Below are 21,969 nucleotides of genomic sequence, written 5' to 3' on the forward strand. Positions count from 1 at the left end.
AACCGGAAAACTAAGGGCATGCGAATTTACCCCACCTTCTTCCGCGTGGTCTTTTCCGGCATGGACGCCGAGCGGGCTCACCGCATCGGATTCAGCCTGATCCGGCTCGCGCACCGGGTGGGGGCCGGAGCCGCCCTCCGCCGCTTCACCCAGCCGCCGGCAAACCTCACCACCCACGCCCTGGGACTGGTGTTTCCCTCGCCGTTCGGCCTCGCTGCCGGGTTCGACAAGGAAGGCCACGGGGTCCAGGCGCTCACGGACCTCGGATTCGGGCATGTCGAGGTCGGCACCATCACCGGCCAGGCCCAGCCCGGCAACCCCAGGCCCCGGCTGTTCCGGCTCGTGGAGGACCGGGCGGTCATCAACCGTATGGGCTTCAACAACGACGGCGCTGCGGCGGTGGCCCCCCGGCTCCGGGCCGCGCGTGCGGGCCTGGAGAAGAGCTACCGCAGCCGCCGTCCGGTGGTGGGCGTCAACATCGGCAAGACAAAGGTGGTGGACCTGCGGCACGCCGTGGCGGACTATGAGCTGTCCGCCCGCGAACTGGCGCCGCACGCCGACTACCTCGTGGTCAACGTCAGTTCCCCGAACACGCCGGGGCTCCGCCTGCTCCAGAATGTTGCCTCCCTCCGGCCGCTGCTCAAGGCGGTCCGGGCGGCTGCCGACGGCGCCGCGGGCCGCCATGTGCCGCTGCTGGTGAAGATTGCCCCTGATCTCAGCGACCAGGACATCCTCGACGTCGCCCACCTGGCCAAGGACATGGAACTGGACGGCATCATCGCCACCAATACCACGATCACCCGCGAGGGGCTGCGCACAGATCCGGCAAAGGTGGTCGCGCTCGGCGTCGGCGGTCTTTCCGGAGCGCCGCTGAAAGCCCGGTCGCTGGCCGTGCTGAAGCAGCTGCGCGCTGCTGTAGGGGAGGAGATGGTGCTGGTCTCGGTCGGGGGAGTGGAAACCGCCGCCGATGTCCGCGAACGCCTTGCCGCCGGCGCCACCCTGGTGCAGGGCTACACCGCATTCCTGTACGAGGGCCCGTTCTGGGCCGCGCGGATCAACCGGGAGCTCGCCCGCACCGCCCGCTGAGGCAGGCGGCGCGGGCAGGCAACTAGGCCGGCCGCTTCTCCGGGCTCACGGTCTTGGACGGGTCGCGTTCGACGACGTCGCCCAGCGCTTCGTCGATCCGCGCCATCAGCTCCGGCGGAACCACCACGCCCGCGGCCTTGACGTTCTCCGCCACCTGCTCGGGCCGCGACGCGCCCACCAGGGCTGTTGCGACGTTCGGGTTCTGCAGCACCCAGGCGATCGCCAGCTGGGACATCTTGATGCCCAGCTCGTCCGCCACCGGCTTGAGCAGCTGCACCCGGCTGAGCACCTCGTCGCTCATGAAGCGCGAGATGGTGTCTTTCCCGCCCTGCTCGTCCGTAGCCCGGGACCCCTGCGGAGCAGGCTTGCCCGGAAGGTACTTGCCAGAGAGAACGCCCTGGGCCATGGGGGACCAGACCACCTGGGAGATGCCCAGTTCCTTCGAGGCCGGGACGACCTCGGCCTCGATGACGCGCCAGAGCGCGGAGTACTGCGGCTGGTTGGAAATGATCGAGAAGCCTGCCTCGCGGGCCAGCCGCTGCCCGTCCCGCAGCTGCTGCGCTGTCCATTCGGAAACGCCGATGTAGAGCGCCTTGCCGGCCCGGACCACGTCGGCGAACGCCTGGATGGTTTCCTCGAGCGGGGTTTCGTAGTCGTAGCGGTGTGCCTGGTACAGGTCCACATAGTCCATCTGCAGCCGCCGCAGCGAGCCGTGGATGCCCTCCATGATGTGCTTGCGGGAGAGCCCGACGTCGTTGGGCCCCTTCTCGCCGACGGGCCAGTAGACCTTCGTGAAGATCTCCAGCGATTCACGCCGCTCTTCCTTCAGCGCCGTGCCGAGGACCTTCTCGGCGCGGCCGTTGGCGTAAGCGTCCGCCGTGTCGAAAGTGGTGATGCCGGCGTCCAGCGCCGCGCGGACGCAGGCTGTCGCCACGTCGTTTTCCACCTGCGAGCCGTGCGTGAGCCAGTTGCCGTAGGTGATTTCGGAGATCTTCAGACCGGAGTTTCCAAGGTATCGATATGCCATGGGCCCACCCTACTCACGGGCCAGCCCAAACCAAGCTGCCAGAAGGTGATTTGGACAAAAAGAGGATCCCCGCCTCGGTGAGGACGGGGATCCGCTGTGGTGCCGAAATGCGGCAGGAGTCAGCTGGGGCGTTCGCCGCGCTTGACCTGGGGCTTGGGCAGGCGCAGCCGCCGGAACTGCATGGCGCGCATCGTGCCGTACCACGGCACACCGCGCTCGGCGACGCCGAACTTGGCGACCAGCGCCTTCCTGAGCCCGCGGAAAACAATGAAGCCGTCAATGAAGACCGCGATGAACAGGATCCAGAAGGCTCCCAGCACGTACACCTGGCCGACGCTGCTCACCGGCACCACGAGGGACAGGATCACGAAGAGGACTGCAGCGAACATCAGGAACTCGCCGAGGTTCCAGCGGGAGTCGACGTAGGCGCGGGCGAAGCGGCGCTGCGGGCCCTTGTCACGGATCGGCAGGTAGCGCTCGTCGCCGGTGTCGAGCGCCTGGCGGACCTTGGCACGCTCCGCGCGGTCCGCCTCGCGGGCAGCCGCCGTGGCGGCCTTCCGGTCGGTTGGAACCAAGGGGCGTCGTCGGGCCGCTTCCTGCTGCTTGCGCGTCGGGGTGGGGGCACCCTTGCCGGCCGTCCGATTGCGTTCCTGGTCCGCAGCTAGCGCGGCTGTTTCATCCGCGGCCTGCTGCGCGGAAGGGGTCTCTTTATGGCGTCCAAACACCGAACCAGAATACCCTGCCGCCGGTTGGTGCCCGACCTACCCGCAGGTAGGGTGTGGCGTATGACCTCAGCCCCGGATAACGCTTCCCTCCCGGTCGACGCCCTGCGCGGGCACGTCGACGCCGATTTCAACACGATCCTGGCCGACCTCAAGGACCTTGTCGCGATCCCGGGGATCGCCTGGGAGGCGTTCGACCCCGAGCAGCTTGACCGCAGTGCGGCGGCCGTTGCCGAACTGATCCGCGACGCCGGCATCGAGGACGTGCGGATCCTGCGGGTGGACAAGGCCGACGGCACTCCGGGAGGCCCTGCGGTGGTCGCCCGCAAGCCCGCGGCCGAGGGCAAACCGACAGTGCTCCTTTACGCCCACCATGACGTGCAGCCCCCCGGGGACCTTGACCTGTGGACCTTCGAGCCCTTCAACGCCGTCGAACACGAGGGCCGCCTTTGGGGGAGGGGCGCCGCGGATGACAAGGCAGGCATCCTCGCCCATGTGGGCGCCTTCCGTGCCCTGCACAAGGTTCTGGGGGAGGATCTCGGGCTCGGCATCACGCTCTTCATCGAGGGTGAAGAGGAGGCCGGGTCGCCGACGTTCCGCACGTTCCTGGAGACCCACCGCGAGCTGCTCCGCGCCGACGTGATGGTCGTGGCGGACTCCGGCAACTGGAAGGTCGGCGTTCCCGCCCTCACCACCAGCCTGCGGGGGCTCGTGGACGGAACCATTGAAGTCAAGGTCCTGGAACATGCGGTCCATTCGGGCATGTTCGGCGGCCCGGTCCTCGACGCCCCCACGCTGCTCGCGCGGCTGATAGCGACCTTGCACGACGACGACGGCGCGGTGGCCATCGAGGGCCTGGTCGCCGAGGACCACGCGGCCGTGGACATGCCGGAGGAACAGTTCCGGGCCGATTCGTCGGTGCTTGCCGGCGTCCAACTGGCGGGCACCGGAAGCATCGCCTCGCGGCTCTGGACCAAGCCCGCCTTGTCGATCATCGGCATCGACGTGCCGGCCGTGTCGGTCGCCGCGAACAGCATGCAGCCCTCCGCCCGGGCCAAGTTCAGCCTGCGGCTCGCCCCGGGCAGCGACCCGGGCGAGGCGATGGAAGCGGTACGGCGCCACGTCGAATCACACGCCCCCTTCGGCGCCCAGGTGGTCTTCACACCGGGGGAGACCGGCAGCGCTTTCGCCACCGACACGGCGTCGTCCGCCGCCCGCAGCGCGCTGTGGGCCCTCCGGGAGGCCTGGGGCGTGGAGCCGGTGGAGAGCGGGATCGGCGGTTCGATTCCGTTCATCGCGGACCTGACCGAGCTGTACCCGCAGGCACAGATCCTGATCACCGGCGTCGAGGACCCCGACTCACGGGCCCACAGCGCCAACGAATCGCTGCATCTGGGCGATTTCCGCAACGCGGTCCTCGCGGAAGCGCTCCTGCTCGCCCGCATTAACGCCAGCGGACTCTGAGCCACGGTTACGGCGGGCCGGGTCGGAGTCGTAGCATGGAAGCAGGCCTCGGACCACTCCGCGGCGGCTTGCGGGCGTGACCAGCCCTGACAAGCGACTCGAGCACAGAAGAGGTATTGGCTATGAGCACCACGACCAATGACACCACGAGCAACGTCGAAGAGGGCGCCCTCGAGACCCATGAGGTGGCGCTGACCGACGTGGCCGCCGGCAAGGTCCGGAGCCTGCTGGAGCAGGAGGGCCGGACGGACCTGCGCCTGCGGGTTGCCGTGCAGCCCGGTGGCTGCTCCGGCCTGATCTACCAGCTGTACTTCGATGAGCGCATTCTCGACGGCGACGCCGTCCGCGACTTCGACGGCGTCGAGGTCGTCGTCGACAAGATGAGCGTGCCCTACCTGGCGGGCGCGACCATCGACTTCGAGGACACCATCGCGAAGCAGGGCTTCACGATCGACAACCCGAACGCAGGCGGCTCGTGCGCCTGCGGCGACTCGTTCCACTAACCGGAGCGATCCGCAGGACACCGTATGCGGCCCTCGACCCACGGTGCGCGCCTGTGCGCGCATCGTGCGGGCGAGGGGTAAGCTCTACGGTGAGTAGTAAAACTAAATCGGTGCCGGCGGTCTATTTTGCCGCCTGGAGCACAAGCAACAAGAGGAAGGGCCGTCTGTGAGTTCGCAGGACCGAACCGGCAGCCGACGCACAAAGATCCTGGGGATCACCAGCCTTGCTGTGGCTGGGGCGTTTGTTTTGTCTGGATGCACACCAGAGATGAAGAACGGTTGGTTGCCGACCGAACGGGATACCACGAACCACACGGGCCGCATCATCGATCTGTGGGTCAACTCCTGGATCGCGGCGCTGATCGTAGGCCTGATCACGTGGGGCCTGATCATCTGGTGCCTGATCGCCTACCGCCGCCGCAAGGCCACCACCGGCTTCCCGCGCCAGATCAGCTACAACCTTCCGCTTGAGGTTTTCTACCTGAGCATCCCGCTGTTCATGATCATGGTGTTCTTCTACTTCACCGACCAGGATGAGCGGGCGATCGACGCCCGACCGGCCAACCCCGACGTCACCATCGACGTCCGCGGCAAGCAGTGGTCCTGGGACTTCAACTACGTGAAGGAAGACGTCCACGAAAACCCGGGCATCCAGGCACACGAAACCGGCGCCCCCGGCGTTCCGGACCACCTGCCCGTGCTGTGGCTTCCGGTGAACAAGTCCGTGGAACTCCAGCTGAACTCGCGCGACGTGCAGCACTCCTTCTGGGTGCCGGCCTTCCTGCAGAAGCGCGACCTCTACCCGGGCCAGACCAACTACATCGATTTCACGCCGACCCGCGAGGGAACCTACGACGGCAAGTGTGCAGAGCTTTGCGGTGAATACCACTCGGAAATGCTGTTCCGCGTGAAGGTGGTTTCGGACCAGGAATACGCCAACCACATCAGCCAGCTTCGCCAACAGGGCAACACCGGGGTGCTGGGCAACCAGTACGACCGCAATTCCAGCAACTCGACTGTGCAGAAGTAAAGGGAGCCGGACATCGTGTCTACCTACCAGTACACCGCGGAGGACACCGCGGCCATAGCGGCGCCCCGCGTGGTGCCCAGGTCCAAGGGACGCATCGTCGTCAACTGGATCACCTCCACTGACCACAAGACGATCGGGTACATGTACCTGATCTCCTCCTTCATCTTCTTCTGCTTCGGCGGCGTCATGGCGCTGCTGATCCGTGCCGAGCTCTTCGAGCCCGGCATGCAGATCCTGCAGACCAAGGAGCAGTACAACCAGCTGTTCACGATGCACGGCACCGTGATGCTGCTGATGTTCGCAACGCCGCTTTTCGCCGGTTTCGCGAACGTCATCATGCCGCTGCAGATCGGCGCCCCGGACGTGGCCTTCCCCCGTCTGAACGCGCTGGCCTTCTGGTTCTTCCTCTTCGGCAGCACCATCGCCGTCTCCGGCTTCATCACCCCGCAGGGCGCCGCATCGTTCGGTTGGTTCGCCTACGCGCCGCTGTCGAACACGACGTTCACGCCAGGGGTCGGCGGTGACCTTTGGGTCTTCGGCCTTGCGCTCTCCGGCTTCGGCACCATCCTCGGTGCGGTCAACTTCATCACCACGATCATCTGCATGCGCGCTCCTGGCATGACCATGTGGCGCATGCCGATCTTCACCTGGAACACACTGATCACCGGCATCCTCGTCCTGATGGCGTTCCCGCCGCTCGCTGCCGCCCTCTTCGCCCTCGGGGCGGACCGCCGGTTCGGCGCCCACATCTTCGACCCCGCCAATGGCGGAGCGATCCTGTGGCAGCACCTGTTCTGGTTCTTCGGCCACCCCGAGGTGTACATCATTGCCCTGCCGTTCTTCGGCATCGTCTCCGAGATCTTCCCGGTCTTCAGCCGCAAACCGATCTTTGGCTACAAGGGCCTCGTGTACGCGACGATTTCCATCGCCGCCTTGTCCGTGACGGTGTGGGCGCACCACATGTACGTGACCGGATCGGTGCTGCTGCCGTTCTTCTCCTTCATGACGATGCTGATCGCGGTTCCGACCGGCGTGAAGTTCTTCAACTGGATCGGCACCATGTGGCGCGGATCGCTCACCTTCGAAACCCCGATGCTGTGGAGCCTCGGCTTCCTGGTGACCTTCCTCTTCGGCGGCCTCACCGGCATCATCCTCGCTTCGCCGCCGCTGGACTTCCACGTGTCCGACACCTACTTCGTGGTGGCGCACTTCCACTACGTCGTCTTCGGCACCGTCGTCTTCGCGATGTTCGCCGGCTTCTATTTCTGGTGGCCGAAGTTCACCGGCAAGATGCTCAACGAGCGCCTCGGCAAGATCCATTTCTGGCTCCTGTTCCTGGGCTTCCACGGCACCTTCCTGATCCAGCACTGGCTCGGTGTGCTCGGCATGCCCCGCCGCTACGCGGACTACCTGCCGGAAGACAACTTCACCTGGATGAACCAGTTCTCCACGATTTCCTCGTTCGTCCTCGGCGCCTCCCTGATCCCGTTCTTCTGGAACGTGTTCATCACCTGGCGCAGCGACAAGAAGGTCGAAGTTGACGACCCGTGGGGCTTCGGTGCCTCGCTGGAATGGGCAACCTCCTGCCCGCCGCCGCGCCACAACTTCACCTCGCTGCCGCGTATCCGTTCGGAGCGTCCGGCCCTGGATCTGCACCACCCGGAGCTCTCCCGCGAATACACGCCCGCCTCGCCGCAACCCGCTGCCAACGTGCTCGGCTCGGCTGACCAGAAGGACGCCTAGTGAAAATCGAATCGTGGCTCTTCGTGGGCCTGGGCATCTTCTTCCTCATCGTGTCCGCGGTCTACACGGTCGTGACGCACTTTGAGCCCGCCGGCTCGCTGGCGCTGCTGCTGGTCGGCGGCCTGGGCGTGATGATCGGCACCTACCTGGGCTTCACGGCACGCCGGGTGGGCAGCCGCCCGGAGGACCGCAGCGACGCCGAGGTCCATGAGGGCGCGGGCGAGCAGGGACATTTCAGCCCGTGGAGCTGGTGGCCGCTGGTGCTGGGCCTGTCCTGTGCCGGAGGCTTCCTCGGCCTGGCCGTCGGGTTCTGGATCACCTTCGTCGCCGCGGGCCTGGCTATCGTTGCCTTGGTCGGCTGGGTCTTCGAATACAGCCGCGGGGACCACGCGCACTAAGCGTCCGGTTCCGTTCTGCCTGCTGTGGGCCCTTCTTCGGAGGGGCCCACGGCCGTTTAAGGCCCGAGCCTTGGTGCCGGTCTAGACCAGTGGCGTAACGGCCGGTAGGATGGGGAGGGCCTAATCGGGAGGACGGCGGGATTGAACAGCTCGGCAGCGGCGATCGTCGGAGATATTGACGCCACGCTGAAGACCTCCAAGCACGTACAGCTGCGGGACATCCTCAGAGCGCACATCCAAGCGAACTGCCCGCCGGGGTCGATTTTCCCCTCCGAGCGGGAACTGAGCGAACGCTTCGGGCTGGCGCGGATGACCGTCCGCCAGGCGATCGATGCGCTGGTGGGGGAGTCGGTCCTGGAGCGCGTGGTGGGCCTTGGCACTTTCGTGGCCCGGCCCAAGGTGGACCTGCAGGTGAAGCTCACCTCCTACAGCGAGGAGATGCAGCGCCGCGGCATGGTGCCGGCGGCCCGCGTGCTGAGCTTCGAGCAGATCGGCGCCACGGGCCTGCTCGCGCGCGAGCTGCAGCTGGACGAGGGCCAGCCTGTGGTCCGCTTCCGCCGCCTGCTGCTCGCCGACAACGAGCCGATGAGCGTCGACGAGAACTTCATCCCGGCCAGCCGGGTGCCCGGCATCCTCGATGACCCGCCCCCCACCTCCCTGTACAACGTGCTGAGTGAGCGCTACGGGCTGGTGATGGAATGGGGCGAGGACATGATCGAAGCGACTGCGGCGTCGCCATCCATCGCCCGCCTGCTCAACGTCGAGATGGGAGCGCCGCTGCTGAAGATCCAGCGCCACGCGTTCGTCTCCCGCGCGATGGTCGACTACTCGGTGTCCTTCTACCGGGCGGACCGTTACAAGCTCTGGGTGCCCCTCCAGCGGCCCGGGACGAGGACGCCGCGGGCCTACAGCGCGAGCCGGAAGTACAGCTGACGAGCAGCGGCCCGCACGGGCCGTCCGTGCCCCGGAGTGCACACCGTTGCCAAGGCGCTGCCGGGGGAGGGGCACAGACCCGTTAAGGCCAGCCCCGTTAAAACACCGAGGGCCCGGTTCGGATGAACCGGGCCCTCGGGCTGTGCTGATCCCTAGCGGATGACTGCCTTCTTGTCTTCCTCGGCAGCGATTTCCTCGTGGTGGCCGTGGCCGTGGGCGGCCTCCAGCTCGCGCGGGGTCACCGGTGCCACGCGGTCCTCGAAGAACCAACGGGAGAGCTTCGCACGACGCTTCTCGCGGCGGTCCACAACACCCTGGGCGTTGGGCGTGGCCGGAAGCGGAAGCGGCGATTCGAAACCGACCAGCTTGTAGCGCTTGTACTCATCCACCGGTGCGTGCACCTCGATGAACTCGCCATGCGGCAGGCGCACGATGCGGCCGGTCTCGCGGCCGTGCAGTGCGATCTCCCGGTCCTTGCGCTGCAGGGCCAGCGAAATGCGCTTGCTGACGATGAAGCCAATGATCGGGCCGATGAAGAACAGCGCACGCAGCCAGTAGGTCACATCGTTCAGCGACACGTGGAAGTGGGTGGCGATCAGGTCCGAGCTGGCCGCGGCCCACATCACGCAGTAGAGGATGAAGCCGGCGACGCCGATCGCGGTGCGGGTCGGCGCGTTCCGCGGGCGGTCCAGGACGTGGTGTTCGCGGTTGTCCTTGGTGATCCACCGTTCGATCCACGGGTAGGTGAAGAGGACGGCAAAGATGATGCCTGCCGGCACGAGGGCCGGAAGCAGCACGTTCAGGGTCAGCGTGTTCGTGCCCCACGGCAGCGGGACGTGCCACTCCATGGGGATTCCGAACAGCCAGCCCGGCATCAGGCGCAGAGCGCCGTCGACGAAGCCGATGTACCAGTCGGGCTGGGTACCGGCCGACACGGGGGACGGGTCGTAGGGACCGTAGTTCCAGATCGGGTTGATCGTGAAGGCTGCGGCCATCAAGGCCACCACGCCGAAGACGATGAAGAAGAACCCGCCGGCCTTAGCCGCGTAGACCGGGCCCAGGGGGTAGCCGACGACGTTGTGGTCGTTCCGGCCGGGGCCGGGGTACTGCGTGTGCTTGTGCACGACGACCATGAACAGGTGCACCGCGATCATCAGCAGGATGATGGCCGGGATCAGCAGGATGTGCAGGGTGTACAGCCGGCTGATGATGTGGGTCCCCGGGAACTCGCCGCCGAAGAGGAAGAACGAGATGTACGTGCCCACGATCGGGATGGATTTGATCACGCCGTCGATGATGCGCAGGCCGTTGCCGGAGAGCAGGTCATCGGGCAGCGAGTACCCGGTGAAGCCTTCGGCCATGGCCAGGATCAGCAGGAAGCCGCCGACAACCCAGTTCATCTCGCGGGGCTTGCGGAATGCGCCGGTGAAGAACACGCGCAGCATGTGCACCGCGATGGAGGCGACGAACAGCAGTGCGGCCCAGTGGTGGACCTGGCGCATGAACAGGCCGCCGCGGATGTCGAACGAGATGTTCAGCGACGAGTTGTAGGCTGCGGACATTTCCACGCCCTTGAGCGGGACGAAGCTGCCCTTGTAGACCGTCTCCGTCATCGACGGATCGAAGAAGAAGGTCAGGAAGGTACCCGAGAGCAGGAGGATGACGAAGGAGTACAGCGCCACCTCGCCGAACATGAAGGACCAGTGGTCCGGGAAGACCTTGCGGCCGAACTCGCGCAGGATGCCCGATCCGCCGACCCGCTCGTCGACGAAGTTCGTGATCCGGCCGACCTTGGTCTTCGGTGTGTAGTTTGTGCTTGCGGTCGAGGCGCTCATCTAGCCACGCTCCCAGTAGCTCGGTCCAACGGGTTCATGGAAGTCGCTCTGGGCAACCAGGTAACCCTCTGAGTCCACCTTGATGGGCAGCTGCGGCAGCGGGCGGTTGGCCGGGCCGAAGATGACCTTGCACTCCTGCGTCAGGTCGAAGGTCGACTGGTGGCAGGGGCACAGCAGGTGGTGCGTCTGCTGCTCGTACAGCGCCACCGGGCAGCCGACGTGCGTGCAGATCTTGGAGTAGGCAACAATGCCGTTGTAGCCCCAGTCCTCGCGGCCGGGGGAGGGGTGCAGGGCAGCGGGGTCCAGACGCATCAGCAGGACGACGGCTTTCGCCTTCTCTTCCAGCTTGTTCGGGGACTCGTTCAGCCCTTCCGGAATGACGTGGAACGCGGAACCGATGGTGACGTCCGAAGCCTTGATGGGGGTCCCGGAGGGGTCCCTGGTCAGGCGGACGCCTTCCTTCCACATGGTGTGGCGCAGACGGTCCACCGACAGCGAGCTGTTGTCCAGGTCGCGGAACATGACGATGGCCGGCAGCGGTGCCAGAGCCAGGGCGCCGATGATCGTGTTACGGATCAGCGGACGGCGCTTGATGCCCGTCTCCTCGAGGATGTCCTCGACGATCTTTTCGGCTGCGACGCGGTCGTCCTCAGTGCGGATCGCATGGCGCTCTTCCGAGACTTCGTGGTCGGGCATGAGCGTCTTGGCCCAGTGCACGATGCCGACGCCGATGCCCAGCATGGCGAAAGCCGTGCCGAGGCCGAGGAACAGGTTCTGCAGGCGGAGCGTTCCGATGCTCGCGTTCGGGTCGAACGCGAAGTAGCCGACGAAGAACAGCAGCGTGCCGATCACCGAGACTGCGAACAGGATCGCAACCTGGCGTTCAGCGCGCTTGGCCGCGCGGGGGTCGGTGTCGGCCAGGCGCGGACGGTGCGGCGGGATACCAGGATCCTGGAACCGTTCCGTTTCGCTCTGGCCAGCCGCAGCTACGACATCCGAGCCGGTCGGACTGTCGTGACTATGGTCTCCCATAATCCCCCTCATCCTTCTCTTGACCCCGGGGTCACCGAGGTGGGTTTGTGTTGGTTCAATTGTGCCGCCGGAGGCGGAAGTAAAGCGCTGGCGGCCTTAGGAGGTGCGGGAGGTCAGCCAGATGGTGAAGGCGATGATCACGCCGAGGCCCGCGATCCAGAGGAACAGGCCCTCGGAAACCGGCCCAAGCGAACCGAGGTCGGCGCCGCCCGGCGAGCCGTTGGCCTCGATCGTCTTCAGGAAGGTGATGATGTCGCGCTTGTTCTGGGGGGTGATGTTGGCGTCGTTGAACACCGGCATGTTCTGCGGACCGGTGACCATGGCTTCGTAGATGTGCTGCCCGCTCACGCCGGCGAGAGCCGGTGCAAACTTGCCGCGGGTCAGGGCACCGCCGGCAGCGGCGGCGTTGTGGCACATGGCGCAGTTGACGCGGAACAGCTCGCCGCCCTTGGCAGCGTCGCCCTTCTCGTCAAGGTATTCGGCGGCCGGAATGCTCGGGCCGGCGCCCAGGGAAGCAACGTACCCGGCCAGCTGGTGCGTCTGGTCATCGGTGAACTGCTTCGGCTTCACCTGGGCCTGCGGTCCCTGCATCTGCATCGGCATGCGTCCGGTTCCGACCTGGAAGTCCACGGCCGCTGCACCGACGCCGACCAGGGACGGGCCCGAGTTGGTTCCGGAACCGCCCATGCCGTGGCAGGTGGCGCAGTTGGCGAGGAAGAGCTTCTCGCCTTCCTTGACGTCAGAGGCACTGAAGCTCTGAGTGTCGGCCTTGGCCTGGTTCACGGTCGTGGCGACCGCGTAGAGCCCGCCCGTGAACAGTAGACCCATTAGCAGCAGTGCTACTGCCGCTAGAGGATGACGCCGCTTCTGCGATAGTGCCTTCACGTGGTTCCTTTTTTCGATTCTGCGTCGGCCCCTGGGGCCACTTCTTGAAATTCTGTCTCGTGTAGAAAAAGAGTCAAGTCAGGCTTACTTCAGTACGTAGATGACCAGGAAGAGCCCGATCCAGACCACGTCGACGAAGTGCCAGTAGTAGGACGTCACGATGGCCGAGGTGGCCTCGAAGTGGCCGAACCGCTTGGCGGCGAAAGCACGTCCGATGATGAAGAGGAAGGCAATCAGGCCGCCGATGACGTGCAGGCCGTGGAAGCCGGTGGTGATGTAGAAGGAGGAGCCGTAGGCGTTGGCGTCCAGGGTCACGTGCTCGGAGGTGAGCATCGTGTACTCGGTGGCCTGGCCGGCCACGAAGAAGGATCCCATCAGGAAGGTCAGAACGTACCACTCGACCATTCCCCAGCGGGTGAAGCGCAGCAGGCCGCCGGTGCGACGCGGCTGAAGGCGCTCGGCCGCGAAGACGCCCATCTGGCACGTGAAGGAGCTGGCGACCAGCACAATCGTGTTCACGAGGGCGTAGGGGAAGTTGAGCTTTGAGGTTTCCGCGGCCCACAGCTCGCCCGACGTGGAGCGGAGGGTGAAGTACATCGCGAAAAGTCCGGCGAAGAACATCAGTTCGCTGGAGAGCCAGACAACGGTCCCCACAGAGACCATGTTCGGGCGGTTCAGCGTCGGGTGCGCCGGGGTACTGGGGGCATGGGTCGCAGTCGTCACATAGACATTATGTCTATAAAAAGCCGCCGTGCCCAATGCGCGGGAGCTTTCGGCGTTTCTTTTCTACAGACTCACGAATTTTCTTCTACAAACCTGCGAAGAACCGCGGAGGGGCCTGTGCACTCACCGGGAGCGGTCACATTCGCCGCTGCCGCGCGGGGTGGATAAGATCACCCCGTGACTTCCGCTGCGCATCCGACCGACACCGAACGCAGCTGGCCCGTGCTCCTGAACGCACTTCTGGCCGGCAGGGACCTCAATGCGGTGGACACGCGGTGGGCCATGAACCAGATCATGGAAGCGGCCGCGACGCCTTCCCAGATGGCCGCGTTCCTGATGGCGCTGCGGGTCAAGGGCGAGACGGTGGACGAGCTCGCCGGGTTGGTCGACGCGATGCTGGAAAATGCCCGGCCGCTGCACGTCCCCGGGCCCGCAGTCGACATTGTGGGCACTGGCGGAGACCGGCTGAACACCGTCAACATCTCCACGATGGCGGCCCTCGTGATCGCCGCGACCGGTGCAAAGGTGGTCAAACACGGCAACAGGGCCTCGTCGTCGTCGTCCGGCTCCGCGGATGTGCTCGAGGCGCTCGGCGTCCGTCTCGACCTTCCGGTGGAGAGAGTGGCCGCTGCCGCTGACACGGTCGGCATCACCTTTTGCTTCGCCAACGTGTTCCACCCCTCGATGCGCCATGCGTCAGTGCCGCGGCGCGAGATGGGTGTGCCGACGGCTTTCAACTTCCTCGGACCGCTTACCAACCCGGCGCACGTGATCGCCTCGGCGATCGGCTGTGCGGACGCCCGGATGGCCCCCTTGATGGCGGGAGTGCTGGCCGGCCGCGGGAGCCGGGGGCTGGTCTTCCGCGGGGACGACGGCCTGGACGAACTCACCACCACGAGTCCCTCGCAGGTCTGGGAAGTCCGTGACGGCACGGTGACTGAATCGACGTTCGACCCGGCCGACATCGGCATTCCGCGCGGAACCGTTGCGCAGCTGCGCGGCGGGGACGCGGTGCACAACGCGGACGTTGTCAGGAGAGTGCTCGGCGGTGAGAAGGGCCCGGTGCGCGACGCCGTGGTCCTTAACGCGGCGGCCGGGCTCGTGGCGTTCGACGAGGAATGCGAAGGGACGCTGACGGAGCGGCTGGCGCGCGCAGCGGACCGTGCGGCCCGGGTGATCGATGACGGGAGCGCCGCCGCGGTGCTGGAGAAGTGGATCGCCAAGAGCGCGGGCTAGGCCTCGCGCACGCCCTTGGCTGCGGGGGCGGTGAAGGCGGACTTGGCGCTTAGTTTTCGAACCCCAGCGAGAACGCGGCGTCGAGGTCGTGCTTGGAGTAGGCGCGGAAGGCGATATGGGTGGTGGTCGCCACCACCGATGGCACCTTGGAAAGACGGTCGGCGATGACGTCCGCGAGGTCCTCGTGCTTGGCCACGCGTGCCACGGCGATCAGGTCCCACTCGCCGGTGACCGAGTACACCTCGCTGATTCCTTCGATCGCGGAGATTTCCTCCGCGGTCTCCGGAATGTGGTGAGCGTCGGTCTTGATCAGTACGAATGCCGTGATCACGTGAGTCCTTCCTGGTACTGCTGATGCCCGGGCGGCAGCCGCCGCGATGTTCTCAGGCTAGTCTATGAGCCCGTCCGCGCCCTGCGGCGCAGCACCAGGGAGGCCACCAGGCGGTGGCCAAGGAGGAAGGTGCCCAGTACCACCAGAGCGACCACTTGGAAGGCGAAGGCGGTTCCCGCGCCCGTGGCGGCCCTCAGGAGCATCCCGACGATGACCGAAGCGAGCCAGATGATGACCGCGTTCGGCCAGATCCGGAGCGGGGCGTGCCAGTTCCGCGAGGCGAGCCAGCCGAGAGCGGCACCCGCAAGGAACGGCCACGCCGTTCCGAGCGCCCCGAGGAGGGGATTGACCTTGTCATGGGTTTCCCTGCCGAGAACGACGAAGACCATGATGACGACAACATCGGCAGCGAGGGCGTAAATCAACGTTCCCTGGCGTGGGCGCGACTGTACCGGGTCTGTACTTTGCATGGATCCAGCCTACGGGAGCGCGACGTGCGGCAGGTTCAGCTCAGGTAGCCCTCAACCTCCGGACCGGGGCGAAGCTGCGCGTCCTCCGGGTCCTTACCTGCCTCGCGCAGCGCGCGCCGCTGCCTGAGGAGGTCCCAGCACCGGTCGAGCTGCACTTCCAAGTCGTGCAGCCGGCCGAGGTCGGCTTCGGTCTTGTCCGGCTTGTTCCGAAGCTCATGCTCTTCGGTCACCAGCTCGTCGATCCTCGCGATGCTCGTCTCGTCACTCATGCTGCGAATCTACCGCAGGGCGGCCGCGGATACATCCACATTTCGCACCTGCCGGCCGTACTCTGTGTCTATCGGCTGAGCGTCCGGAGGCCGGTCGACGGGTGCAGCGGCTGATCTTCGGCCGGTGGAATGCCGCCGTGATGACGGTGACGGAGGAATCTTGCATGGCACAGCTTGGGACCGAGGAGACAATCGGCACCGAGGCGAGCGAGCCGGCGGAGAGCGCGCTGAGCCGGCTGGGCTCTGCGGCGTCGGGCTTGAGCAGCGAGGAAGCGCAGCGGCGGCTGGCGCAGTTCGGCCCCAATGCGGTTCGGACACATAAGGCCAACGGCTGGCTGGTGCTCGGACGGCAGTTGCGCAGCCCGATTCTGATCCTGCTGTTCGTCACCGCGGGGATTTCCCTCTTTCTGGGCGACGCGACGAACTCGGTTGTGATCGCGGTCATTTTGGTCGTTAGCGTGGGTTTGGGGTTCAGCAACGAGTTCCGCGCCGAGCGGGCGGCGGAGGCACTGCACTCGCGGGTGACGCACCGCGCCGTCGTCGTCCGGGACGGCACACCGAGGGAAGTGAACGTGACAGAACTCGTGCCAGGGGACGTTGTCCACCTGGGCCTGGGATCTATCGTGCCGGCGGATGTGCGGCTGCTCACGAGCAAGGACCTGCTCTGCGACGAAAGCATCCTGACCGGTGAATCGCAGCCGGTGAACAAGAGCCCGGAGCCGTCGCAGCCCGGGGCGGCCCTGGGTGACCTGACGTCGTGCGTGCTGATGGGCACGGTCATCCAGTCGGGCAGCTGCACCGGTGTGGTCGTGACGACCGGAGGCCGCGCGGAGTTCGGCCGCATCGCCCTGGGCCTCGGCGAACGGCAGCCGCAGACGGAGTTCCAGCTGGGGCTGAAGCGCTTCTCATTCCTGCTGCTGCAGGTCGCTGTCGCCTTGACCACCCTGATCTTCATCGCCAATCTCCTGCTGAACCGGCCGCTCATCGAGTCTCTGCTCTTCTCGCTGGCGATCGCCGTCGGCATCACCCCCCAGCTGCTGCCGGCCGTGGTCAGCACGAGCCTTGCGACGGGCACCCGCCAGCTCGCACAGCGCAAGGTGCTGGTGAAGCGACTCGTGTGCATTGAGGACCTGGGTGACATGGACACTCTCGTCACGGACAAGACCGGCACGCTCACGGAAGGCCGGATCACCTACACCGGCGCGCTTCCGGTGGGGCCGACGGCAACGGAGGCGGACATCTTCCGGCTGGGCCTGCTGGCCACCGAGGCGGACTATTCGACGCCGACAACAGCCGCCGGACAGAATCCCCTGGACGCTGCCCTGTGGGAATCGCCGGAAGCCGCCGGGTTCAACGGCGGCCGGCAGCGGCGGGTGGACCTGCTGCCTTTTGACCACCAGCGAAGGATGACCTCAGTCCTCGTCGAGGAGCCCGGCGCTCCCCGAACAATCATCACCAAGGGAGCGCCTGAACAAGTGCTGGCCTTGTGCCCGGATGTCTCCGAACAGGCGCAAACCCTGCTTGAGGAACAGTTCGCTGCCGGCTCGCGGGTCGTGGCGGTAGCCACCCGGCCGGCGCCGGGGCTGCAGACCGTGGAACCATCCGACGAGCACGACCTGCAGCTTGCCGGCTTCCTCATCTTCCTGGACCGGCCCAAGGCGAACGCGGCGGAATCCCTGGAGCGGCTCGCGTCACTGGGAATTTCGGTCAAAATCGCGACCGGAGACAATCCGCGCGTGGCCGAGAAGGTCTGCGCCGACCTCGGGCTGGACTCCGGCGGCACGCTGACCGGGAGCCAGATTGATGAACTGAGTGACACGGCGCTTGCGGCGGCTGCGCGCACGGCGAGCATCTTCGCCAGGGTGTCGCCGGAACAGAAAGCCCGTCTCATCAGGCTTCTGCGGCAGGAGGGCAGGGCGGTCGGCTTCCTGGGCGACGGCGTCAACGACGCGCTGGCGCTGCATCAGGCCGATGTCGGGATTTCCGTGGACAGCGCCACGGATGTCGCGAAGGACGCCGCGGACATCGTGCTGCTGGCCAAGGACCTCGGCGTGCTCGCTGAGGGCGTGATGGAGGGGCGCCGCATCTTCGCGAACACGATCAAGTACGTCTTGATGGGCACGTCCAGCAACTTCGGGAACATGTTCAGTGCCGCCACAGCTTCGGTGGCGCTCAGCTTCCTGCCGATGCTGCCGGGGCAGATCCTGCTGAACAACCTGCTGTACGACAGCGGGCAGCTGGCCATCCCGGGGGACAGGGTCGACAAGGAACAGCTGTACGCGCCGTCGCACTGGAACATCGGTTTCATCCGCCGGTTCATGGTGCTGTTCGGGCCAATCAGCTCGCTCTTCGATTTCGCAACCTTCGCCCTTATGCTGTTCGCCTTCCACGCCGTGCCGGGCGAGTTCCGGGCCGGGTGGTTCATCGAGTCGATCGCCACCCAAACCCTGATCATTTTCGCGATTAGGACACGGCGGGTGCCGTTCCTGCGAAGCCGTCCGTCCGCCGGTTTGCTGGCGGCATCACTTGGCGTCGTTGCACTCGGGATCTTCCTCCCGCTGTCCCCCCTCGCTGCCTTTCTGGGATTCGACCCGCTGCCGGTTCCGTTCTTCATCGCACTGCTGGCGATGATTGTGGTCTACCTCGTCCTGGTGGAGCTGGCCAAACAGTGGTTCTTTTCGCGGGCTGCGCAGCTGCCGCCGGGCGTACGACGCCGGGGGAAGAGCCACCACATCCACCGCCGCGCGGCACGATTTAGCCTGCCGGTGCCCTTACCAGTCAGCGTGCCGAGGATCCGAAATGCGCCGCGTCCGCGGCGGGTCCGGCGGCCTGCCCGGGGCGTGTGAGGAGGTGGCTGGGGAGGTTGGTGAGCGCCGGAGCTTCGACCGGATCACGCTGATTTACAACCCGCGGAGCAAGGGGCCGGCGGCTACGAAGTCCGCGCAGCTGGCGGCGGCGCTGCGCGTACGCCTGCCCGGCGTCCCTGTCACGGTGCTTGCATCCGCCTCCCCGGAGCATGGCCGGGCACTGGCACGCGAGGCGGCGGCGGGAGGGCGGCCGCTGATCGTATCCGTCAGCGGCGACGGCGGGTATAACGAGGTCGTCAACGGCGTCCTTGCGGCCGGCAACCCGTTCGCCGTCTCAGCCGTTCACGCCGCCGGCAATGCGAACGACCATCGCCGCTGCACCCGGCGCATGCCGATGCTCGAGGCCATCGTGGCTGCCGATGTGCGCCGGATCGACCTGCTCAAGCTCACCGTCAAGCAGAGTGGATCCGAGTGGAGCCGGTATGCCCATTCCTATATCGGATTCGGCCTCACTCCCAGCATGGCCCTTGGCCTGCAGCGCGGAAACAGAGGACGTCTGGGAGAGTTCCTGGCGGCGCTGCGGACCTACGGCCGGCTGAAGCCCTTTACGGTCACGCACTCGGGCGGCGCCCTGTCCCGCCTTGACAGCCTGATTTTCGCCAACATCCCGCAGATGGCTAAATACTTCACGTTGAGCAACTCGGCCTTCCCGGACGACGGACGCTTCGAGGTGATTGCCCTGCCGCACGCGGCGCGCCGGCGGATACTGTGGTTCGCGCTGCATGCGACCGCTCCCGGCCTCGGTCCGCAGCCGAGCGCCAGCAGCTACCGCTTCTTCACAACGGACGCCCTGAGCTGCCAGATTGACGGCGAAGTGGTTGAACTGCCCGGCGACGCGGATGTGCTCATCGAATGCGCTCCGGGAGCCCTGGCGATGGTCGGCTAGCTGAACAGCCGCTGTTACCCGGCGGTAGGTTACTCCATGCAGCGAAATAATCCCAGAAACCCCTTGACCACGGGGTGTGTCACAGGGCACGATGTTGTCACTTGATGGATTGATTATTTCATCAAGTCGCAATCGGTGGGCTGGGGCGCCATCCGAGAAACAAGCATGACCAGGGGATTTCATGGCCGGCAAGTTCGAAATTTTCACTGACCGCGACTCGCAGTTCCGCTTCCGACTGACGAGCGATGACGGCAATGTCCTCGCGGTTTCCGGTGGCTACGACCAGAAGGCCCAGGCGGTGGCAGCGATCACCGCGGTGCGTGAAAACGCAGCCATGGGACACATCGTTGATCTGACCGACCTCCCGACGCTTTACCCAGCCGAGTCCGAGAAGATCGGCCGGTCCTCCCAGCTGGTGACCGGACGGGCGCGCATGGAGGCGGCATTGGGCCGTCCTGCCCGTTCGGCGCGGACGAACACCCTCCGTCTCGTTCAGGGCATCTGACCGGACGCTTGCTTCTTTTCATACTCACTGCTACGCAGGCGCGCCGGGCTGCTCCGGCCGTCGGCTGGCGTGTGGCCGAAAACCTAGGGCGAAGGCCCCACAGACGCGGAGAACAACTCATGCCTCATAAACTCAAAGTTCTGGTGCGCATCGACATGGATCTGCATTCCGCGCTCATCGAAGTGCGCGGAATCGTGACCAGCCGGAATGTGCGCGCGCTATATGTCATCGCGCGCCGCGCAAACGCGATGGTCCCACACCTCAGTCTGGTGGTGGACCTGCGGCACGCGGCTGTTCAGCCGGAGCCGATGGACGAATTGACCACGAGCTCGCGGGTCGGCCGCCTGCCGGCCGCAAGCGATCCCTATAACGCTCCCTGCGAGCTGCGGATCCTTGAGCCGATGGCCGCCTGACGCCTCGTTAGCCCGTTGCCTGCAGCGGACGGTCCTGCGACTGCGGTTCCATCGAATCAATGTCACGATCAACCTGCTCGGGAGGGACCTCCTCCTCGCGCTCGGACGACGCCTGGCGGAGATGGTGCCGGGTGGTCTCCAGCAACGTCTGCAGCAGCAGGCGGGCCGCCGTCAGTAACCCCTCGACCTCCGGACAGGCGAGCTGATAATAGAGCTGCCCGTCGCGGCGCGATGCCGTAATGAGGTGGTTGCGGCGGAGAACACCCAGATGCTGCGAGAGATTCGACGCCTCAAGACCCGTCCGCGTCCGCAGGCTGCTGACCGGCTCCGACTCCGCGGCGCTGAGGATCTCCAGGATCTGGATTCGCGCGGGGTGGGCGAGGCCCTTGAACAGGTCCGCCCTTACATCTGAAAGGGGAACGGGGGAATCCCAGGTCTTGTCCATCACGGTCCTTCGTCTGTTCTGGCTCGAAGGATCAGGCGGAGCCTGTGCCTTCCCTTGCCCCCCAAACAGAGAAAGACAGGTCAGTCTCTGGTGCTCTCGCACGCAAACCTCAAGCATAGGCTTGATCTCTTGATCGTACGCGCATGCTGCCGTCGAGGGAACAGGGAGCCGGCGATCAGGAATTTCCCGGCGGGGGAGCGGCGCCCGACCTGGCTTTCCGGTGTCCAGCTTGAGGTCGTTTCGGCCCTGTACCGCTGGCGGCACTTGCGGCAGGATAAGCCGCACCAGAAACCTATTCAGCTTGGAGGGCCACCATGGCCGTAGTGCTCAACCCGTATCTTGGTTTCCGCGACAACGCGCGTGAGGCCATGACGTTCTATCAGTCGGTCTTTGGCGGCGATCTCGCCTTGAGCACCTTCGAGGACTTCCACGCCAGCGAAGATCCTGCCGAGGCGCAGAAAATCATGCACGGAATGCTCACCGGCGACCATGGCCTCGTGCTGATGGGCGCCGACACCCCGAACCGCATGGACTACACGCCGGGGGACAACTATTCGGTTTCCCTCAGCGGCGACGACGAGGCGACCCTGCGCAGCTACTGGGCCAAGCTCATTGACGGGGGCATGGTGACCGTCCCCTTGGAGCGTGCGCCCTGGGGCGACGTCTTTGGCATGTGCAAGGACAAATTCGGCGTCGCGTGGCTGGTCAACATCGCAGGGGCCCAGCCGGAAAGCTGAGCCGCTGCGAGGTCGAGTACTAAGCGCCGTTAGTTCCGTTCCGCATCGCGACGATGCCGACGACGAACGCGCACAGGGTGGCAAGGCTGCAGATGGACGCCATCACGACGAGGGATCCCGGCTTGCGCTTGAGGCTCGGCCCGGAATTGCTGGAGAGTGCTTCGGAAAGGACCAGGGCCCAGACTCCGGTGACAGCTGCCACCAGGGCCAGAACCCACTCGAGAAGACCGTAAATGTTGCTCATGGCACATATTGTTTCGCATGCGCCGTACGTGTCGGCCTGTGAAGCGCCATTCCGTGGCGAAGCTCACACCGTCGAGCCGAAAAATGTCCCTAAGCGGGGGCGGAGGCTCGATCGCTCTGGTGCGGCGGACAAGCACAGGGGGAGAGGCGCTCACATTGGTGTTGTTGACTTGTGGCTGTTCCCAA

Annotated in this window: 24 protein-coding genes; 13 read left to right on the forward strand and 11 right to left on the reverse strand. The window is 65.8% G+C overall.

Annotation, left to right across the window (positions count from 1 at the left end; translation table 11 throughout):
* The first annotated feature begins 18 nt into the window (after nucleotides 1-18).
* Entirely contained in the window at nucleotides 19-1,086 is a 1,068-nt protein-coding gene (locus tag KIH31_RS03850; protein ID WP_214425773.1) for a quinone-dependent dihydroorotate dehydrogenase, read from the forward strand.
* A 22-nt stretch (nucleotides 1,087-1,108) separates the two neighbouring features.
* Here the strand turns inward: KIH31_RS03850 and KIH31_RS03855 are convergent, their stop codons facing one another.
* On the reverse strand, nucleotides 1,109-2,113 hold the full coding sequence (locus KIH31_RS03855; protein WP_214425774.1) for an aldo/keto reductase family protein: 1,005 nt from the start codon (nucleotides 2,111-2,113) through the stop codon (nucleotides 1,109-1,111).
* A 119-nt stretch (nucleotides 2,114-2,232) separates the two neighbouring features.
* The gene (locus tag KIH31_RS03860; RefSeq protein WP_214425775.1) at nucleotides 2,233-2,838 is read right to left on the reverse strand and encodes a DUF3043 domain-containing protein; all 606 of its coding nucleotides are present in this window, start codon (nucleotides 2,836-2,838) and stop codon (nucleotides 2,233-2,235) included.
* A gap of 60 nt (nucleotides 2,839-2,898) precedes the next feature.
* Here KIH31_RS03860 and KIH31_RS03865 point away from each other — a divergent pair, with 60 nt between their 5' ends.
* The 6 genes from KIH31_RS03865 to KIH31_RS03890 all read left to right on the forward strand — a co-directional run bounded on the left by KIH31_RS03865 (nucleotide 2,899) and on the right by KIH31_RS03890 (nucleotide 8,906).
* The gene (locus tag KIH31_RS03865; protein ID WP_214425776.1) at nucleotides 2,899-4,299 is read left to right on the forward strand and encodes a dipeptidase; all 1,401 of its coding nucleotides are present in this window, start codon (nucleotides 2,899-2,901) and stop codon (nucleotides 4,297-4,299) included.
* 122 nt (nucleotides 4,300-4,421) lie between these two features.
* On the forward strand, nucleotides 4,422-4,802 hold the full coding sequence (locus KIH31_RS03870; protein WP_214425777.1) for an iron-sulfur cluster assembly accessory protein: 381 nt from the start codon (nucleotides 4,422-4,424) through the stop codon (nucleotides 4,800-4,802).
* A gap of 166 nt (nucleotides 4,803-4,968) precedes the next feature.
* A complete protein-coding gene (gene coxB, locus KIH31_RS03875; protein ID WP_214425778.1) occupies nucleotides 4,969-5,832 on the forward strand; it encodes a cytochrome c oxidase subunit II in 864 nt (287 codons plus the stop codon).
* A 15-nt stretch (nucleotides 5,833-5,847) separates the two neighbouring features.
* Entirely contained in the window at nucleotides 5,848-7,575 is a 1,728-nt protein-coding gene (gene ctaD, locus KIH31_RS03880) for a cytochrome c oxidase subunit I (RefSeq protein WP_214425779.1), read from the forward strand.
* A complete protein-coding gene (locus tag KIH31_RS03885; RefSeq protein WP_214425780.1) occupies nucleotides 7,575-7,973 on the forward strand; it encodes a cytochrome c oxidase subunit 4 in 399 nt (132 codons plus the stop codon). The genes ctaD and KIH31_RS03885 overlap by 1 nt, the downstream gene beginning before the upstream one ends.
* Before the next feature lie 141 nt (nucleotides 7,974-8,114).
* Nucleotides 8,115-8,906 (forward strand): GntR family transcriptional regulator, encoded by a 792-nt coding sequence (locus tag KIH31_RS03890; RefSeq protein ID WP_214425781.1) that lies wholly within the window; start codon nucleotides 8,115-8,117, stop codon nucleotides 8,904-8,906.
* Nucleotides 8,907-9,058: 152 nt separating this feature from the next.
* Here the strand turns inward: KIH31_RS03890 and KIH31_RS03895 are convergent, their stop codons facing one another.
* The 4 genes from KIH31_RS03895 to KIH31_RS03910 form a co-directional block, all read right to left on the reverse strand.
* On the reverse strand, nucleotides 9,059-10,741 hold the full coding sequence (locus KIH31_RS03895) for a ubiquinol-cytochrome c reductase cytochrome b subunit (protein ID WP_214425782.1): 1,683 nt from the start codon (nucleotides 10,739-10,741) through the stop codon (nucleotides 9,059-9,061).
* Complete coding sequence (locus tag KIH31_RS03900; protein WP_214425783.1) at nucleotides 10,742-11,773, reverse strand: ubiquinol-cytochrome c reductase iron-sulfur subunit; 1,032 nt, start codon at nucleotides 11,771-11,773, stop codon at nucleotides 10,742-10,744.
* Between the two features lie 96 nt (nucleotides 11,774-11,869).
* Nucleotides 11,870-12,658 carry a cytochrome c gene (locus tag KIH31_RS03905; protein ID WP_214425784.1) on the reverse strand — a complete coding sequence of 263 codons (789 nt, stop codon included), beginning with the start codon at nucleotides 12,656-12,658 and terminating at the stop codon, nucleotides 11,870-11,872.
* Between the two features lie 84 nt (nucleotides 12,659-12,742).
* Complete coding sequence (locus tag KIH31_RS03910) at nucleotides 12,743-13,381, reverse strand: heme-copper oxidase subunit III (protein WP_214425785.1); 639 nt, start codon at nucleotides 13,379-13,381, stop codon at nucleotides 12,743-12,745.
* 177 nt (nucleotides 13,382-13,558) lie between these two features.
* Between KIH31_RS03910 and trpD the strand changes: the two genes are divergently transcribed.
* A complete protein-coding gene (gene trpD, locus KIH31_RS03915) occupies nucleotides 13,559-14,617 on the forward strand; it encodes an anthranilate phosphoribosyltransferase (protein WP_214425786.1) in 1,059 nt (352 codons plus the stop codon).
* A 49-nt stretch (nucleotides 14,618-14,666) separates the two neighbouring features.
* On the opposite strand, the gene KIH31_RS03920 is transcribed toward trpD, so the two are convergent.
* The 3 genes from KIH31_RS03920 to KIH31_RS03930 all read right to left on the reverse strand — a co-directional run bounded on the left by KIH31_RS03920 (nucleotide 14,667) and on the right by KIH31_RS03930 (nucleotide 15,687).
* Nucleotides 14,667-14,948 (reverse strand): Lrp/AsnC family transcriptional regulator, encoded by a 282-nt coding sequence (locus tag KIH31_RS03920; protein WP_214425787.1) that lies wholly within the window; start codon nucleotides 14,946-14,948, stop codon nucleotides 14,667-14,669.
* 62 nt (nucleotides 14,949-15,010) lie between these two features.
* Entirely contained in the window at nucleotides 15,011-15,418 is a 408-nt protein-coding gene (locus tag KIH31_RS03925; RefSeq protein WP_214425788.1) for a DUF3054 domain-containing protein, read from the reverse strand.
* Between the two features lie 35 nt (nucleotides 15,419-15,453).
* Nucleotides 15,454-15,687 carry a DUF2630 family protein gene (locus KIH31_RS03930; RefSeq protein WP_214425789.1) on the reverse strand — a complete coding sequence of 78 codons (234 nt, stop codon included), beginning with the start codon at nucleotides 15,685-15,687 and terminating at the stop codon, nucleotides 15,454-15,456.
* 164 nt (nucleotides 15,688-15,851) lie between these two features.
* On the opposite strand from KIH31_RS03930, the gene mgtA reads away from it, so the two are divergent.
* The 4 genes from mgtA (at nucleotide 15,852) to KIH31_RS03950 (ending at nucleotide 20,358) form a co-directional block, all read left to right on the forward strand.
* Nucleotides 15,852-18,533, forward strand: a complete 2,682-nt coding sequence (mgtA, locus tag KIH31_RS03935) for a magnesium-translocating P-type ATPase (protein ID WP_214425790.1) — start codon at nucleotides 15,852-15,854, stop codon at nucleotides 18,531-18,533.
* Complete coding sequence (locus tag KIH31_RS03940) at nucleotides 18,487-19,440, forward strand: diacylglycerol kinase family protein (protein ID WP_214425791.1); 954 nt, start codon at nucleotides 18,487-18,489, stop codon at nucleotides 19,438-19,440. The genes mgtA and KIH31_RS03940 overlap by 47 nt, the downstream gene beginning before the upstream one ends.
* 181 nt (nucleotides 19,441-19,621) lie before the next feature.
* Nucleotides 19,622-19,945: a DUF1508 domain-containing protein gene (locus tag KIH31_RS03945; protein ID WP_214425792.1), complete on the forward strand. Its 324-nt coding sequence runs from the start codon at nucleotides 19,622-19,624 to the stop codon at nucleotides 19,943-19,945.
* A 143-nt stretch (nucleotides 19,946-20,088) separates the two neighbouring features.
* Entirely contained in the window at nucleotides 20,089-20,358 is a 270-nt protein-coding gene (locus KIH31_RS03950) for a hypothetical protein (protein ID WP_214425793.1), read from the forward strand.
* A 7-nt stretch (nucleotides 20,359-20,365) separates the two neighbouring features.
* On the opposite strand, the gene KIH31_RS03955 is transcribed toward KIH31_RS03950, so the two are convergent.
* Nucleotides 20,366-20,803, reverse strand: coding sequence for a helix-turn-helix transcriptional regulator (locus KIH31_RS03955; protein ID WP_214425794.1), 438 nt, complete (start codon nucleotides 20,801-20,803; stop codon nucleotides 20,366-20,368).
* Between the two features lie 314 nt (nucleotides 20,804-21,117).
* On the opposite strand from KIH31_RS03955, the gene KIH31_RS03960 reads away from it, so the two are divergent.
* On the forward strand, nucleotides 21,118-21,540 hold the full coding sequence (locus KIH31_RS03960) for a VOC family protein (RefSeq protein ID WP_214425795.1): 423 nt from the start codon (nucleotides 21,118-21,120) through the stop codon (nucleotides 21,538-21,540).
* Nucleotides 21,541-21,559: 19 nt separating this feature from the next.
* Here the strand turns inward: KIH31_RS03960 and KIH31_RS03965 are convergent, their stop codons facing one another.
* Entirely contained in the window at nucleotides 21,560-21,784 is a 225-nt protein-coding gene (locus tag KIH31_RS03965) for a hypothetical protein (protein ID WP_214425796.1), read from the reverse strand.
* Between the last annotated feature and the right edge of the window lie 185 nt (nucleotides 21,785-21,969).

Origin of the sequence: Paenarthrobacter sp. DKR-5 (assembly GCF_018531425.1) — a bacterium.
Taxonomy (GTDB): domain Bacteria; phylum Actinomycetota; class Actinomycetes; order Actinomycetales; family Micrococcaceae; genus DKR-5.

What these genes read in the sequence shown, in the direction of transcription:
- KIH31_RS03965 (WP_214425796.1), bottom strand. Translation starts at nt 21,784, where the DNA reads ATGAGCAACATTTACGGTCTTCTCGAGTGGGTTCTGGCCCTGGTGGCA.
- KIH31_RS03865 (WP_214425776.1), top strand. Translation starts at nt 2,899, where the DNA reads ATGACCTCAGCCCCGGATAACGCTTCCCTCCCGGTCGACGCCCTGCGC.
- KIH31_RS03940 (WP_214425791.1), top strand. Translation starts at nt 18,487, where the DNA reads ATGCGCCGCGTCCGCGGCGGGTCCGGCGGCCTGCCCGGGGCGTGTGAG.
- KIH31_RS03955 (WP_214425794.1), bottom strand. Translation starts at nt 20,803, where the DNA reads ATGGACAAGACCTGGGATTCCCCCGTTCCCCTTTCAGATGTAAGGGCG.
- mgtA (WP_214425790.1), top strand. Translation starts at nt 15,852, where the DNA reads ATGGCACAGCTTGGGACCGAGGAGACAATCGGCACCGAGGCGAGCGAG.
- KIH31_RS03870 (WP_214425777.1), top strand. Translation starts at nt 4,422, where the DNA reads ATGAGCACCACGACCAATGACACCACGAGCAACGTCGAAGAGGGCGCC.
- KIH31_RS03945 (WP_214425792.1), top strand. Translation starts at nt 19,622, where the DNA reads ATGGCCGGCAAGTTCGAAATTTTCACTGACCGCGACTCGCAGTTCCGC.
- KIH31_RS03900 (WP_214425783.1), bottom strand. Translation starts at nt 11,773, where the DNA reads ATGGGAGACCATAGTCACGACAGTCCGACCGGCTCGGATGTCGTAGCT.
- KIH31_RS03855 (WP_214425774.1), bottom strand. Translation starts at nt 2,113, where the DNA reads ATGGCATATCGATACCTTGGAAACTCCGGTCTGAAGATCTCCGAAATC.
- KIH31_RS03850 (WP_214425773.1), top strand. Translation starts at nt 19, where the DNA reads ATGCGAATTTACCCCACCTTCTTCCGCGTGGTCTTTTCCGGCATGGAC.
- KIH31_RS03925 (WP_214425788.1), bottom strand. Translation starts at nt 15,418, where the DNA reads ATGCAAAGTACAGACCCGGTACAGTCGCGCCCACGCCAGGGAACGTTG.
- KIH31_RS03895 (WP_214425782.1), bottom strand. Translation starts at nt 10,741, where the DNA reads ATGAGCGCCTCGACCGCAAGCACAAACTACACACCGAAGACCAAGGTC.
- KIH31_RS03960 (WP_214425795.1), top strand. Translation starts at nt 21,118, where the DNA reads ATGGCCGTAGTGCTCAACCCGTATCTTGGTTTCCGCGACAACGCGCGT.
- KIH31_RS03930 (WP_214425789.1), bottom strand. Translation starts at nt 15,687, where the DNA reads ATGAGTGACGAGACGAGCATCGCGAGGATCGACGAGCTGGTGACCGAA.